We start from the raw sequence: 13,481 nt of genomic DNA, 5'->3' as shown, positions 1-13,481 counted from the left end.
ACCGAGAAACCCCATGCGTTTTCCTGCTTTATTGCTCGCCATCGGCCTGGCCGGATGCGGCACCATGCAAATCGAAGAGAAAAATTTCATCCATCCCGACGGCAAGGACGCGCCCGCGCTGGCGCGGGTCGATGTCGCGGCACTGCTGCCCGCCTACAGCGTGACCGGGGAAACGGTCGCCACGCCGGACGGCGCCACCCTGCGCGGGGTGTATCTGGCGCGTGCCGGCGCGGCCATCACCGTGCTCTACTTCGGCGGCAACGCCTTCCACCTCGACCAGCATGCGCGCGACGTGCTGCCGCTGCTGGCCGCCTGCGGCAGCAATGTGGCCGTGTTCGACTACCGCGGCTACGGCCGCAGCAGCGGCGTGCCGACGGTGGAAAACATGCGGGCCGACGCGCTGCGCGTGTTCGACCATGTCAATGCCATCAATCCGGGCAAGGTGGCCGTGCATGGCCAGTCGCTGGGCAGCTTCATGGCGGCCTACGTGGCGAGCCAGCGGCCGCTTGCCAGGGGCATGGTGCTCGAAGCGACCGCCACCACCGTGCAGGAATGGACCGACGCTAACGTGCCCTGGTATCTGAAGCTGTTTTTGAAAGTGGACGTGGCCGACACGCTGCGCGGCGTGGATAACCAGGCGCTCGTCAGGACCTGGGATGGTCCCAGCCTGGTGCTGTCGGGCGAGAAGGACCAACTGATCCCGGTGGCGATGTCGCGCAAGGTGTACGACGCGATCCCGGGCGAGAACAAGCAGTGGCATGTGGCCAGGGGAGCGAGCCATAACGGCATTCTGGCGCATCCCGACGTGAGTCCGGTGTACTGCGACTTTGTGCGCAAGCTGTAGGCGGACGCAGGTGGCAATAGCGCCGCCTGCGTTTTCGTCAGTCAGGTATCAGGCCAGCAACGCCTGTACTTGACGGAATAATTCAGGCTCGATTTGCCGGGCCTGGATGGCGAAATTAAGCTGTTTGGCGATCGACGCCACCTCAAGCGTACCCGGCTCGATCGGGTAAGTCCCGCGCGGCATCATCCAGCGAAGAACATCATCGAGGTGCCACAAGGTCGTACTTCCCGCATGCACTGGCACGGGAAAGGTTTCGGGGTAGTTATGTGACAGCTTGCGCATGTTTTGGCGGCTTACTTCGGCAAACTCCGCAATGTCAGTAAGTCCCACCAGATCGGGACGTACTTCAATAAGCTCTGCTGTAGGAATGGCACGCTTCACATCGGCAATTGCACTGGTCATGGCGGCAAAAGCATTGTCAGCCTCACGGCTAAAATCGAGCGCGATACGTCCTGGGTGGCCGATACCGACCAAGGCATCGGTACAGCCCTCTCCGCCCAGACGACCAACAATCTCATCATGATTGTTATCGTCGCTGGACAATTGATAAGTCAGCTCAAAGATGAAATACATAGCTACTCCTTCGAAGAACCATCATCGTCGTGATGCTTGTAGGCGGTGCAATTATCGACAGCGCGCTTCAATGTCCCTGCATGTTGGCCAGCATTCTTCGGGGTGCTCCACACCGAAGTGATGCAATATCTGCCGCCTCGGCATCCCGCGTCGTCGGGACAGTACATCTTTCCCCACGCGTGGCTGGCACCGACTTTAATGCGCCAGCCGTTTGCTTCAGCGTGTTTCAGGGCCTGCTCAATCTCCTTTTTGGGGTGGGATGTGCGTGCCATCTGTCTCTCCTATTGTCGTCACCAAAAATCCGGTTGTCAAGCGACAACCAGCACTTGATTCGCTGCGAACGCCCTGCATTTGGCGTACGTCAGGATCAAGCCTTCGATGGTGGCATCGGGCATGGTCGATTCAACATGAGAAAGATCAAAAAAAACGGACGGGACCCGAAGGCGCCGTCCGTTTTTTGAGTGACCGCAAACGGGTCAGCTGACGATCGTCTGGTGCTCGTCACCTTCGCGCGCGCGGATGACGCCGATGCGCGAGACGCTCTCGCCGGCGGCCTGCAACTGTGCAAACGCCGCATCGGCATTTTCTTTCGACACGATCACGATCATGCCGATGCCGCAGTTGAAGACGCGGTGCATTTCAGCGTCGGCCACGCCGCCGTGCTGCTGCAGCCACTGGAACAGCGGCGGCATGGTCCATGCCTTCGAATCGAGCACCGCCGTCAGCCCTGGCTGCAATACGCGCGGCACGTTTTCAACCAGACCGCCGCCGGTGATGTGCACCATGCCTTTGACTTCCATCGATTCCATCAGCGCCAGCAGCGGCTTGACGTAAATACGGGTCGGCTCCATCAGCACGTCGGCCAGCGGGCGGCCGTGGAAGTCGGCGTTCAGGTCCGGCTTGGCCACTTCAATGATCTTGCGCACCAGCGAATAACCGTTCGAGTGCACGCCCGACGATGCCAGGCCCAGCACCACGTCGCCCGGGGTGATCTTGGTGCCGTCGATGATTTTCGATTTTTCCACCGCGCCGACCGCGAAACCGGCCAGGTCGTACTCGCCGGCCGGGTACATGCTCGGCATTTCCGCCGTTTCGCCGCCGATCAGCGCGCAACCGGCCTGCTCGCAGCCCTGGGCGATGCCCTTGACGACGGCGGTGGCGGTCGGCACGTCGAGCTTGCCGCATGCGAAGTAATCGAGGAAGAACAGCGGCTCGGCGCCCTGCACCAGGATATCGTTGACGCTCATGGCGACCAGGTCGATGCCGACCGTGTCATGGCGGTTCAGTTCGAACGCGAGCCTGAGTTTGGTGCCCACGCCGTCGGTGCCGGACACCAGTACCGGCTCCTTGAACTTCTTGCTGATCTCGAACAGCGCGCCGAAACCGCCGATGCCGCCCATGACGCCTTCGCGCATGGTTTTCTTGGCAAACGGCTTGATCGCTTCGACCAGGGCGTCTCCGGCATCGATATCGACACCGGCGTCGCGGTAGGAGAGGGAAACATTAGAAAGTTGGCTCATGGTGTATTTGGCAGCGGAGGCGGTAAAATAGAAGGCGGCGAACCGATTCGAGCCGCGGGCGGCCAAAACTGGTCAATCCGCTATTTTATCAAAATGCCCCGTCCTGAGCCGATTTAACCCACATTACAACAATAAGATGCTTTTTTTCACAGTCACGGCACTCCAGCACAGCGTCGGCACCCTGCCAGCACCATCACCACCACCACGATGTGCGTGGCAGCTTCTATAATGCCTGATGTATACGACGGCGCAAGAATGAACTCATGAAACAGCTGGTACTCGATTTGGGCGCAGAGCAGGCGCACAGCCTCGATACCTTCGAGGTAGGGCAAAATGCCGAACTGGCGCATCTGATGCACCAGTTCGCGGAGCGTCGTTCGCGCGAACATTTCGCCTACCTGTGGGGCGAAACCGGCGCCGGCAAGACCCACCTGCTCCAAGCCTTGGCCGCCACGCCGCGCTCGCGCTACATCGCCTGCGACGCCCCCGAATCCGAATTCACGTACGCGCCCGAGACCACCCTGTACCTGCTCGACGACTGCGAGAAGCTCTCGCCGCAGGCCCAGATCGACGCTTTTGCCCTGTTCAACCAGATCCGCGAACACGGCGCCTACATGGTCAGCACCGGGCCGGTGCCGCCGGTGGTGCTGCCGGTACGCGAAGACCTGCGCACGCGCATGGGATGGGGCCTGATCTACCAGATCCACGGCCTGGCCGACGAACAGAAGATCGCCGCGCTCACGCATGCCGCCGAAGCGCGCGGTTTGACCTTGTCGGCCAGCGTGTTACCCTATCTGCTGTCCCATTTCAAGCGCGACATGCGCTCCCTGTCGACGATGCTAGACGCACTCGATCAGTATTCCCTCGAAACCCAGCGACCGGTCACCCTGCCGTTGCTGCGCGATTTACTATTACAAGCCAACCCGCAAGCGGACACCAAAGAATGAAGAACCTGGCGCTGTTTGACCTGGACCATACCCTGCTGCCGATCGATTCGGACCACGAATGGGGCGAATTTTTAGTCCGCACCGGCGCCGTCGATCCCGTCGAATTCAAGCGCCGCAACGACGAATTTTATGCCCAGTACCAGGCCGGCACGCTCGACCCGGTCGAATACCTCGAATTCGCGCTCGGCACCCTGGCGCGCTTTCCGCGCAAGGAACTCGACGCCATGCACGCGCAGTTCATGGCCGAAGTGATCGAACCTGCCATCCTGCCGCGCGCGCGTGAGCTGCTCCGGCAGCACCTCGATGCCGGCGACCTGGTGGCCATCATCACCGCCACCAACCGCTTCGTCACCGCGCCGATCGCCAGGGCGCTGGGCGTGGAGCACCTGATCGCCGCGGTGCCCGAAGAAGACGCCGACGGCAACCTGACCGGCAAACTGGTGGGCGTGCCGACATCGGGCGCCGGCAAGGTCACCCACACCCACGCCTGGCTGGCGCAGGTGGGCACGCCGTTGGATGGCTTCGGGCGCAGCCACTTCTACAGCGATTCCCACAACGATATCCCCCTACTGTCCGTCGTCACCCATCCTGTCGCGACCAACCCGAACGCCGTGCTGGCGACCCACGCCACACGCCTTGGCTGGCCTTTACTCCATCTATTCAATGATTAAAAAATTCATCCGCAAAATGCTCGGCGTCAAAGAGAAGCAGCCAGTGCGCGACCTGACCGAACCCATCATCCTGGGCGCGGCGGAGCACGGGATCGATTCCAAGCTGCTGTCGTCGAACGCGATCCGCGTGACCCAGACATTGCAGGAGGCGGGCTTCAAGGCGTTCGTGGTGGGCGGCGCCGTGCGCGACCTGCTGCTGTCGGTCAAACCGAAGGACTTCGACATCGCCACCGATGCCACGCCCGAACAGGTCAAGCGCCTGTTCCGGCGCGCCTTCATCATCGGCAAGCGCTTCCAGATCGTGCACGTGATGTTCGGTTCCGACCTGCTGGAGGTAACCACCTTCCGCGGCGCCGGCGAGTCCAGCGCGCCCAAGGACGAACACGGACGGGTCCTGCGCGACAATAACTTCGGTCCCCAGCACGAAGACGCCATGCGGCGCGACTTCACGATCAACGCCATGTACTACGACCCGGCCACGCAGGTGGTGCTGGACTACCACGGCGGCATTGCCGACATCCGCGACAAGACCCTGCGCATCATCGGCCAGCCCGAAGCGCGCTACCGCGAAGATCCGGTACGCCTGTTGCGCGTGGTGCGCTTCGCCGCGCGCCTGGGCTTTACCATCGAACCGCACACGCGCGAACCGATCCCCGTCATGGCCCCGCTGATCAACAACGTGCCGGCCGCGCGCGTGTTCGACGAAATGCTCAAGCTGCTCATGAGCGGCCACGCACTGGCCTGCCTGCAGCAGCTGCGCAAGGAGGGCCTGCACCACGGCCTGCTGCCGCTGCTCGACGTGGTGCTGGAGCAGCCGATCGGCATGAAGTTCGTCACCCTGGCGCTGGAGTCCACCGACAACCGCGTCAAGGCCGGCAAGGGCGTCTCGCCCGGCTTCCTGTTTGCGTCGCTGCTGTGGCACCAGGTGGTCGAGAAATGGACCGCCTACCGCGCGGCGGGCGAGTCGCCGATTCCGGCGCTGCACCTGGCGGCCGACGACGTACTCGATTCGCAAACCGAAAAACTGGCCCTGCAGCGCAAGATCGGCTCGGACATGCGCGACATCTGGTCGATGCAGCCGCGCTTCGAGCGGCGCAACGGCAAGGCCCCGTACAAGCTGCTGGAACACCCGCGCTTCCGCGCCGGCTACGACTTCCTGCTGCTGCGCTGCGAGTCGGGCGAGATCGAAATGGAAATCGGCGAATGGTGGACCGCCTTTTATGAAGGCGACGCCGTCGAACGCGAAACCCTGCTCACCACCGCCGTGGCCGCACCGGCCGGCGCCAAGCGCAAGCGCCCGCCGCGCCGCGCACCACGCAACCGCGCCAGTGGCGAAGGCGGCGACACCGCCACCACCACCAGCACCACCGGCAGCACCAGCGGCGACGAATGATCGCGTACGTCGGCATCGGCGCCAACCTGGGCGACGCGCGCGCCAACGTGGCCGACGCCCTGGCGCGCCTGGCCGCGCTGGACGGCAGCCGCCTGCTGGCGCAATCGTCGGCCTGGCGCACCGCGCCGATCGACTCCTCGGGCGACGACTACATCAACGCGGTCGCCTGCATCGACACGGATCTGAGCGCACAAGCGCTGCTGGCCGCGCTGCAGGCGATCGAACTGGCGCACGGGCGCGAACGGCCCTACCGTAACGCCCCGCGCACCCTCGACCTCGACATCCTGCTGTATAACGACGAACGGATCGACACGGCCAGCCTGCAGGTGCCGCATCCGCGCATGACCGAGCGCGCGTTCGTGCTGGTGCCGCTGCTGGAGATCGCACCGGACATCGAAGTACCGGGGCATGGGCCGGCACGTCAATTTCTTCCCGCCGTCGCCGGCCAGGCCATCGAACGGCTGAACTGATATGCAGATTCCGATTTTTTGTGCAGACCGCGGGCCTGCTGGTCCTGTCGAACATCTTTATGACGGTTGCCTGGTATGGCCACCTGAAGAACATGTCGAGCAAGGCGTGGTGGTATGCGGCGCTGGTCAGTTGGGCCATCGCCCTGTTCGAATACCTGCTGCAGGTGCCGGCCAACCGCATCGGCCATACGCAATACAGCCTGGCGCAGCTCAAGATCCTGCAGGAAGCCATCACCCTGACGGTGTTCGTCCCGTTCGCGATGTTCTACATGGGCGAACCGTTCAAGCTCGATTACGCGTGGGCCGGGCTATGCCTGGTCGGCGCCGTCTACTTCATCTTCCGCAGCTGACCGGCACATGCCTGCGCTTGGCTGTAACGATGCGGCGCGCAGGCAGATAAAAATCGATACGCCGGACCGATTTTGCGGGAAGCGGGACAGACATCGGCCTTCCGTACAATCCGGTCAGCCTCTGTCCGCCTGTCATCAACAATCTTGAATCGATCGCGCGCGCCCCTGCATGCAATGCGTCGGCGAGAGGGAACGCCGCATCATTTCCACTGCGTCTTGCGCTGACGCTTCCAGCAGCGTTGTCGGTTGTGAAGGTGGCTATTGACGGTCTCGTACCCGTGTGGAAAACAACGAGAACAACCGTTGTCGTTCCTAATCATTACCCGAGAGACACTTGTTCCGGATATTTTTCGGGGAAAATCCACCAAGCCGTATTCGTTGTACCCGTAAGCCTCTATCAAGCGTGCATGTCGTTTCACTGTACTCTCCATTAGTTAATTACCTAATGAAGAGCGCCTTTTGCAATTGCCTTGAGCACGTCAAAAATCCTTTGAAGTTTGTTGGATCCACCTTGGCGCCCATTGTATTCGGCGCGCCTGTTCCTGCTTGCCCTTGATGATATCTATTTCATCCGACACGGTCAACGCCCATGGTTTACCGCGCCGCACCAATCCCCAAGGCCGGCCTGCGCGTGCCAGGCGCGCTCGACCTCATCTCCCCCAGCCGATCCAAGCACATTACGGCGGTTGAGATTACACTATGCGCCGTTGCGACCATTTTGATATCAAAGGACTATTATGAGCGGTTATCTGCAGGGTAAGGACATGGCGGGCGGCGACACTCCGGCGCCTGTCAAACCGGTGGTGACGAAGGCGGTGACGATTCCTTCGCTGAACGCGATGCGTGCTTCGGGCGCCAAGATCACGATGCTGACCTGCTACGACGCCAGCTTTGCGACCTTGATGGACCGCTGCGGCGTGGAAGTGCTGCTGATCGGCGATTCGCTGGGCATGGTCTGCAATGGACATCAATCGACCTTGCCGGTGACGGTGGCCGAGATCGCGTACCACACCGCCGCTGTCGCCCGCGGCAACAAGAGCGCGATGGTGCTGGCCGATATGCCTTTTGGCAGCTACGGCACGCCGGAAGCGGCGTTCAACAACGCGGTGCAGCTGATGCAGGCTGGCGCGCACATGGTCAAGCTCGAGGGCGGCGCGTGGCTGGCCGAGACGATCCGCTTCCTGACCGACCGCGCGGTGCCGGTGTGCGCGCACCTGGGGCTCACACCGCAGTCGGTGCACCAGCTGGGCGGCTACAAGGTGCAGGGCAAGAGCATCGAAAGCGCGGCCCAGCTCAAGGCCGATTCGTTGGTGCTGGAAGCGGCCGGTGCGGCCATTGTGCTGTTCGAGGCGATTCCTAGTGCCTTGGGCAAGGAGTTGACCGAGGCGCTGAAAGTGCCGACGATCGGCATCGGCGCCGGGCCGGACTGCTCGGGCCAGGTGCTGGTAATGCACGATATCCTGGGCGTTTTCCCGGGGCGCAAAGCGCGCTTCGTGAAGAACTTCATGGACGGGCAAACCAGCATCGATGCCGCCGTGAGCGCGTATGTGAGCGCGGTCAAGGATGGCAGTTTTCCGGCGGTGGAGCACTGTTTCTGATCCGTCTCCAGACGCGATTGCCGCATTACCCCGCTAGCCCAAAGACCGTCGTTCCCGCGCAGGCGGGAACCCAAGTTTGTGGCGCCACTGGTTACGGTACCAAATTGGGTTCCCGCCTGCGCGGGAACGACGAAGGTAACGCGGCAAATGATGCAACTGGCGGCTTTAAACGATTAGCGTAACCCGTACCGCTTCATTTTATTTAACAGCCCCACCCGCGAAATCCCCAACTGCTTGGCCGCATGCGTGTGATTGTGCGCCGTCTCATCAAGCGCGGCGACGATCAGGCGCTTTTCCAGCGCCGCTACCTGCGCATCGAGCAAACCATCCCCCTCCACCGCCGCCGGCGCGGCCGCTTCCCCGCAGGCCAGCGCCAGGTCGTCGACCGTGATTACATCGGCATTGCCCGCCAGCGCCGCCGCCGTCGACACCGAATGCTGCAGCTCACGCACATTGCCCGGCCAGTTCCTCGACACCACCCATTCCAGCGCGTCCGGCGCCAGCCGCTTGGGCGGGGACAGCCTGGCCGCCACCGCCTGCACAATCAGCGCCACATCCTCTGCCCGCTCGGCCAGCGCCGTGGTCCTGACCTGAATGCCTTTGAGCCGATAAAACAAATCATCGCGAAACGATTTTTCCTCGACCATCGCCGCCAGGTCGCGGTTGGTGGCCGCCACCACGCGCACATCGACCCGTGTTTCGCTGCGCGCGCCGACCGCGAAAAAACTCCCGGCCTGCAAAAAGCGCAGCAGCTTGACCTGCATTGCCAGCGGCATGTCGCCGATTTCGTCGAGGAACAGGGTGCCGCCGTTGGCCGCCGCGATCAAGCCGATGCGGTCGCGGTCCGCCCCCGTGAAGCTGCCCTTGCAGTGTCCGAACAACTCGCTCTCGAACAGCTCCGCCGGAATCGCACCGCAGTGCACCGCCACGAACGGCTTGGCGCTGCGCTTGCCGTTGGCGTGCAGCGCGCGTGCCACCAGTTCCTTGCCGGTGCCGCTCGGCCCCGTGATCATCACCGGCACCTCGGTCGGGCCGATGCGCCGGATCAGCGCGCGCAGGTCGCTCAAGTCGGTGCTGATGCCGATCAGGCCCATGGTGGCGTCGTCCGGCCCGGCGCGCGCGCGCCACTCGGCCAGCTCGCGCTCCAGGCGGCGCTTGGTCAGCGCGCGCTCAACCACCACCCGCAGCAGGTCCGGGTCGAGCGGCTTGGGTAAAAAGTCCCAGGCACCGGCGGCCATCGCGCGCAGGGCCAGTTCGCGGTCGGCGTGGCCGGTCATCACCACTACAGGCGCCGAGGCCAGGCGGGGCAGCAGCGCCAGCCCTTCATCGGGGCGGAACGATGGCGGCAGCGCCAGGTCGAGCAGCACCAGGTCGAAGGTGTGATCAGCCGACAAGGCCAGCACCTGTTCGGCCGATGCCGCGACCTTGACGTCGTAGCCAAGGCTGGCCAGCCAGTTGCCGCACAGGCGCTGGAAGGCGGGTTCGTCGTCGACGAGAAGAATGCGTTCGGTAGTCATGGCGAGCCTGGTAAAAGAAGTTCAAAGCAGCAGTTCCAGCCAGCCCGTTCGCCCAGCTTGACGCTGCCGCCGTGGGCCTCGACCAGGCGCCTGACGATCGCCAGGCCAAGGCCGGTGCCGCCGGGACGGCGCGTGGTGAAGGGCTGGAACAGGTCGGCGGCCAGATCGGCGGGCACGCCCGGGCCGTTGTCGCACACGCGCAGCAGTACCCAGCCATCGGGTTGCGCTTCGGCGGCGACAAGAATGCGCGGGTCCGGGCGTCCGCGCAGCATGGCCATGGCGTTGCCAATCAAATTGCCGAGGATTTGTTCGCCGCGCATCGGGTCGATGTGCAGGCACAGGGCCTCGTCCACCTCGAGCGCGATGGCTTGCGAGGGATGGCCGGCGGCGACCCGCTGCACCAGTTCCGCCACCGGCACGCGCTGGCGGTTCAGGCGCACTTCGCCCGAATAACTGAGCAAGTCCTGGATCAGATGGTCGGCGCGTTCGATCTGGGCGCGGATTTCGGCGCGCACCTCCGGCGGCGCCATCACAGCGGCCATGCTGATGATGTTGAGCGGGTTGCGCAGTTCGTGCGCCACCGTCGCCGCCAGGCCGCCCAGCTCCAGCAGGTGGGCCTGTTGCAGGCGCTCCTTTTCGTGCTCCGCATAGCGCAGCAACTGGTCCAGCCGCGCGGCGGCGGCCGCCAGCAGGGCGCCGAACACTTCGCCCACGCGGGTCACGCTCGGGGTCGCGCCTTCCCACTCCATCAGGTCACTGCGCCAGTGCGGCGCCTCGCCTTCCTTGCCGGCGGCGAGATAGCAGTGCACGCCCGGTTTGCCCGCAGCGTCGCCGGCCGGCGTGGCGTCGCCCAGCACCACCCGCATCGGCTGGCGCAGGTGCGCACCGAGGGTGGAAGCGGCGATGCGCTCGAGCTCCTGCCAGCTGCTGGCGGCGTCGAGCCGCAGGCGCCAGTCGGCCAGCACGCCCGCTTCCAGATGCGCGCCGGGGAAGACCAGGCGCTCCATGGCGCGGCGCGACGGGCCTTCCAGCACCAGCATCACGCCCAGCATCGCGGTGCCGAGAAGCCATAGCTGCCACAGGGGCATGGCGGCCAGCGGCGCAAAACCGGTGCGCGCGGCCACGCTGAGCAGCAGGCTGGCCAGGGCCACCGTGATAGCCATCAGCACAAGCCAGGCCAGCAGGCGGTTGGCCCACAGGTTCACCACCATCAGGTCGTAGCGCAGGATGCCGAACACCAGCAGCAGCGCGTAGCCCGGCAGCAGGATCACGCTGTAGGGGAAGATGTCGATCCCGAGCGAGGCGTTGAGGAACATGAGCGAGGCGCCCGATCCCCACACGCCCGCAAACCAGATCGCCAGGATCTTGCCGCGCTGTTTGGGCGCCGCCGCCGGCCACGCCGCCAGCAGCAGCAGGTAAGCCCAGACGCTGATCGAGCTGACGACAATGCCGGGTATCCAGCCCCACACAGGGAAAAAGTAGTAGCGCCGGAAGCCCAGCCAAGGCGCCAGCGTTCCCATGTCGAGTAGCTGGATCAGCACGAGGGTCGCGATGCCGAGCAGGTAGACGGCCAGCAGTTGGCGCGGGCGGTCGCGCTGCAGGAAGCGGAACACGAAGTGCAGGAAGAACACCGCATTGATCGGGCCGCAGTTGACCAGCCGTTTGCCCAGCGCGGCCACGCTGTCGTCGCCCAGGTGCATGCCCAGCTGCCCCAGCGCCCAGCAGCCGATGCCGACGCAAAACAGCGCCAGCGGCTTGATGCCGCTCTGGTGTGGCGCCTTGGCCCACAGCCAGGCCGCCAGTCCCAGGCTGATGCAACTTTGGAACACCAGGGAGAAATAGTAAACGCGATAGATGTCCATGCGGGCCCAAGTGTAAGGCAGCTTGATAGTTGCAACGGACTAACTATATAGCAAGTTGACAGCCCGTGCGTATCGCCTGGTAATTTTCGCTTTAAAAACAGCAGCTTAGGATCGCGGTGCGGGTGGTATGCGGCTTGCGTATTGAAGAGTAAGACGGCGCAGGCCGGAGCGACTCAGCAAAGGCATCGAAGCATCATGAAAACACTGCATTTCCCCGGCATCGACGCACTGATGCCACCCAAAATCATCTGGATGCGGGTCAACCGCGTGCTGGCTTGGGCCCTGATCGTCTCGCCCCTGGCGCAGTGGGCGCTCGGAACCGCGTTCATGCGCGGGCTGGCGCTCGACCTGGTGATTCTGGTGGCGCATGCGGCGATGTCGCTTGCTTTGTTCGGCGTGCCCAAAGCGCCGGCGCGCCGCTTCAGCGCGGCAATGCATGTCTTCGGCCGGCAGCCGCCAGACCTGAGTCCGCGCAACCGGTTTCTGTTGAGCGGGTACCGGGTCGGATTGACGCTGCTGTTTTTGTTGCTGGTGCCGACGCTGATCGCGGCGCTGCGCCTCATCCCCTTTTCCAACTACCTCGCCTATCTGGGCGTGCTCTGGATTATTGCCGTTCCATCGTCCCTGATCGTGCTCTGGCCGCTCCTGCGCATGCCAGTGACGCTGTTTCAACACCTCGATCCGTCCATCGTCCAGGCGTTGCGGCGCTGGGGCATGCGCAAGAACGCGGGCGGCGTGGCGGTCTCGATCGTCATCTTCTTTTTCCTGTCGTCGTACATTAACCTGATCAGGTAGTCGCCATCATGTTTGCCTTTACCGCAGCACCACATCACTTCGTTTTCCCGTCCCTGACAAGGCGCAATGCCGGCATGCCGCAACTGGGCACGCTCGACGGCGACCTGCTGACGGTCGCCACGTGGCAGCGCATCGCCCTCGCCGCCCTGCCCGCGCTGACGCTGACCGCGTTCGCGGCGCTCTACGCGTACGGTGCTTATCTGGCGCTGCCGATGGTGATGCTGATGCACTTCGTGGTCACGGTGGCTTATCTGCACGACGTGGCGCACGGCTCGGCGGGCCTCGATGCGCGCGCCACGCACTGGGCGCTGTTCATCGTCAGTGTACTGGTGCTGCAAAGCGGGCATGCATTCCGCTACACGCACCTGCACCACCATGCCCACTGCCTGGAAGATGACGACCTGGAAGGCGCACCGGCACGCGGCGGCCTGCTCGGCGCGCTGCTGTGCGGACCGCTGTACCTGCCCCGCCTGTGGCGCGAATCGTTGCGCAAGATCCGTCCGGCGCGCGAGCGGCGCTGGATGGTCGCCGAACTGGCCACCGCGTTGACGCTGGCGCTGCTGGCCCTGTGGCTGACACGCTGGAGCACCGGGCCGCTGGTCTACGTCGCCATGGCCTGGATCGGCGGCTGGTTCTATCCGCTGGCGACGGCGTATCTGCCGCACTACAAACCGGGCAGCAAGCCGCTCGAACAGGCGCGCACCATGCGCGGCGCCATCGTGCCGGCGTTGTTCATGAACCTGACTTACCATCTCGAGCATCACCTGTATCCGCAAGTGCCGACGATGAATCTGCGGCGCCTGTCGCGCCGGCTCGACCCGCACTTCGCGGCGCGCGGACTGCGGCCGACGCGGGTGTATTGAGCGTCGCGCCGGCGGCTAAACATATCGCCAGCATCGCCGATACCGATTCAAACTCTTCGGCCGGGCCATGCGCGCGCA

At 63.9% G+C, this 13,481-nt stretch carries 14 protein-coding genes; 9 read left to right on the top strand and 5 right to left on the bottom strand.

What is annotated here, in order from left to right:
- Positions 1–13: 13 nt before the first annotated feature.
- Entirely contained in the window at positions 14–844 is an 831-nt protein-coding gene (locus CR152_RS10955) for an alpha/beta hydrolase (RefSeq protein ID WP_099874950.1), read from the top strand.
- Between the two features lie 48 nt (positions 845–892).
- On the opposite strand, the gene CR152_RS10950 is transcribed toward CR152_RS10955, so the two are convergent.
- The 3 genes from CR152_RS10950 to purM all read right to left on the bottom strand — a co-directional run bounded on the left by CR152_RS10950 (position 893) and on the right by purM (position 2,937).
- A complete protein-coding gene (locus CR152_RS10950; RefSeq protein ID WP_099874949.1) occupies positions 893–1,417 on the bottom strand; it encodes a helix-turn-helix transcriptional regulator in 525 nt (174 codons plus the stop codon).
- A 2-nt stretch (positions 1,418–1,419) separates the two neighbouring features.
- The gene (locus CR152_RS10945; RefSeq protein WP_099874948.1) at positions 1,420–1,689 is read right to left on the bottom strand and encodes a hypothetical protein; all 270 of its coding nucleotides are present in this window, start codon (positions 1,687–1,689) and stop codon (positions 1,420–1,422) included.
- 204 nt (positions 1,690–1,893) lie between these two features.
- Complete coding sequence (gene purM / locus CR152_RS10940) at positions 1,894–2,937, bottom strand: phosphoribosylformylglycinamidine cyclo-ligase (protein WP_099882185.1); 1,044 nt, start codon at positions 2,935–2,937, stop codon at positions 1,894–1,896.
- Positions 2,938–3,200: 263 nt separating this feature from the next.
- Between purM and hda the strand changes: the two genes are divergently transcribed.
- The 6 genes from hda to panB all read left to right on the top strand — a co-directional run bounded on the left by hda (position 3,201) and on the right by panB (position 8,366).
- Positions 3,201–3,884: a DnaA regulatory inactivator Hda gene (gene hda / locus CR152_RS10935; protein WP_099874947.1), complete on the top strand. Its 684-nt coding sequence runs from the start codon at positions 3,201–3,203 to the stop codon at positions 3,882–3,884.
- A complete protein-coding gene (locus CR152_RS10930) occupies positions 3,881–4,555 on the top strand; it encodes a histidinol-phosphatase (RefSeq protein WP_099874946.1) in 675 nt (224 codons plus the stop codon). The genes hda and CR152_RS10930 overlap by 4 nt, the downstream gene beginning before the upstream one ends.
- Positions 4,548–5,948 carry a polynucleotide adenylyltransferase PcnB gene (gene pcnB / locus CR152_RS10925; RefSeq protein WP_099874945.1) on the top strand — a complete coding sequence of 467 codons (1,401 nt, stop codon included), beginning with the start codon at positions 4,548–4,550 and terminating at the stop codon, positions 5,946–5,948. Before CR152_RS10930 ends, pcnB begins: the two co-directional genes overlap by 8 nt.
- A complete protein-coding gene (gene folK / locus CR152_RS10920; RefSeq protein WP_099874944.1) occupies positions 5,945–6,418 on the top strand; it encodes a 2-amino-4-hydroxy-6-hydroxymethyldihydropteridine diphosphokinase in 474 nt (157 codons plus the stop codon). Before pcnB ends, folK begins: the two co-directional genes overlap by 4 nt.
- 59 nt (positions 6,419–6,477) lie before the next feature.
- Positions 6,478–6,768 carry a DMT family protein gene (locus CR152_RS10915; protein ID WP_099882183.1) on the top strand — a complete coding sequence of 97 codons (291 nt, stop codon included), beginning with the start codon at positions 6,478–6,480 and terminating at the stop codon, positions 6,766–6,768.
- Positions 6,769–7,505: 737 nt separating this feature from the next.
- On the top strand, positions 7,506–8,366 hold the full coding sequence (gene panB / locus CR152_RS10905; protein ID WP_099874943.1) for a 3-methyl-2-oxobutanoate hydroxymethyltransferase: 861 nt from the start codon (positions 7,506–7,508) through the stop codon (positions 8,364–8,366).
- 173 nt (positions 8,367–8,539) lie between these two features.
- Here panB and CR152_RS10900 read toward each other — a convergent pair whose 3' ends face one another.
- Positions 8,540–9,883: a sigma-54-dependent transcriptional regulator gene (locus CR152_RS10900; protein WP_099874942.1), complete on the bottom strand. Its 1,344-nt coding sequence runs from the start codon at positions 9,881–9,883 to the stop codon at positions 8,540–8,542.
- Positions 9,880–11,745 (bottom strand): sensor histidine kinase, encoded by a 1,866-nt coding sequence (locus CR152_RS10895; RefSeq protein WP_099874941.1) that lies wholly within the window; start codon positions 11,743–11,745, stop codon positions 9,880–9,882. Before CR152_RS10895 ends, CR152_RS10900 begins: the two co-directional genes overlap by 4 nt.
- A gap of 195 nt (positions 11,746–11,940) precedes the next feature.
- On the opposite strand from CR152_RS10895, the gene CR152_RS10890 reads away from it, so the two are divergent.
- The gene (locus tag CR152_RS10890; protein ID WP_099874940.1) at positions 11,941–12,540 is read left to right on the top strand and encodes a hypothetical protein; all 600 of its coding nucleotides are present in this window, start codon (positions 11,941–11,943) and stop codon (positions 12,538–12,540) included.
- 8 nt (positions 12,541–12,548) lie between these two features.
- Positions 12,549–13,403: a fatty acid desaturase gene (locus tag CR152_RS34090; protein WP_099874939.1), complete on the top strand. Its 855-nt coding sequence runs from the start codon at positions 12,549–12,551 to the stop codon at positions 13,401–13,403.
- Positions 13,404–13,481 lie beyond the last annotated feature (78 nt).

The sequence above is a fragment of the Massilia violaceinigra genome (assembly GCF_002752675.1).
Taxonomy (GTDB): domain Bacteria; phylum Pseudomonadota; class Gammaproteobacteria; order Burkholderiales; family Burkholderiaceae_D; genus Telluria_A; species Telluria_A violaceinigra.
This window is presented reverse-complemented; position numbering and strand designations above follow the sequence as displayed.

Bases quoted from the DNA above. Each gene is read 5' to 3' on its own strand.
- panB (WP_099874943.1), top strand. From the start codon at position 7,506: ATGAGCGGTTATCTGCAGGGTAAGGACATGGCGGGCGGCGACACTCCG.
- CR152_RS10900 (WP_099874942.1), bottom strand. From the start codon at position 9,883: ATGACTACCGAACGCATTCTTCTCGTCGACGACGAACCCGCCTTCCAG.
- CR152_RS34090 (WP_099874939.1), top strand. From the start codon at position 12,549: ATGTTTGCCTTTACCGCAGCACCACATCACTTCGTTTTCCCGTCCCTG.
- CR152_RS10955 (WP_099874950.1), top strand. From the start codon at position 14: ATGCGTTTTCCTGCTTTATTGCTCGCCATCGGCCTGGCCGGATGCGGC.
- CR152_RS10890 (WP_099874940.1), top strand. From the start codon at position 11,941: ATGAAAACACTGCATTTCCCCGGCATCGACGCACTGATGCCACCCAAA.
- purM (WP_099882185.1), bottom strand. From the start codon at position 2,937: ATGAGCCAACTTTCTAATGTTTCCCTCTCCTACCGCGACGCCGGTGTC.
- folK (WP_099874944.1), top strand. From the start codon at position 5,945: ATGATCGCGTACGTCGGCATCGGCGCCAACCTGGGCGACGCGCGCGCC.
- CR152_RS10930 (WP_099874946.1), top strand. From the start codon at position 3,881: ATGAAGAACCTGGCGCTGTTTGACCTGGACCATACCCTGCTGCCGATC.
- CR152_RS10950 (WP_099874949.1), bottom strand. From the start codon at position 1,417: ATGTATTTCATCTTTGAGCTGACTTATCAATTGTCCAGCGACGATAAC.
- CR152_RS10945 (WP_099874948.1), bottom strand. From the start codon at position 1,689: ATGGCACGCACATCCCACCCCAAAAAGGAGATTGAGCAGGCCCTGAAA.
- hda (WP_099874947.1), top strand. From the start codon at position 3,201: ATGAAACAGCTGGTACTCGATTTGGGCGCAGAGCAGGCGCACAGCCTC.
- CR152_RS10915 (WP_099882183.1), top strand. From the start codon at position 6,478: ATGACGGTTGCCTGGTATGGCCACCTGAAGAACATGTCGAGCAAGGCG.
- CR152_RS10895 (WP_099874941.1), bottom strand. From the start codon at position 11,745: ATGGACATCTATCGCGTTTACTATTTCTCCCTGGTGTTCCAAAGTTGC.
- pcnB (WP_099874945.1), top strand. From the start codon at position 4,548: ATGATTAAAAAATTCATCCGCAAAATGCTCGGCGTCAAAGAGAAGCAG.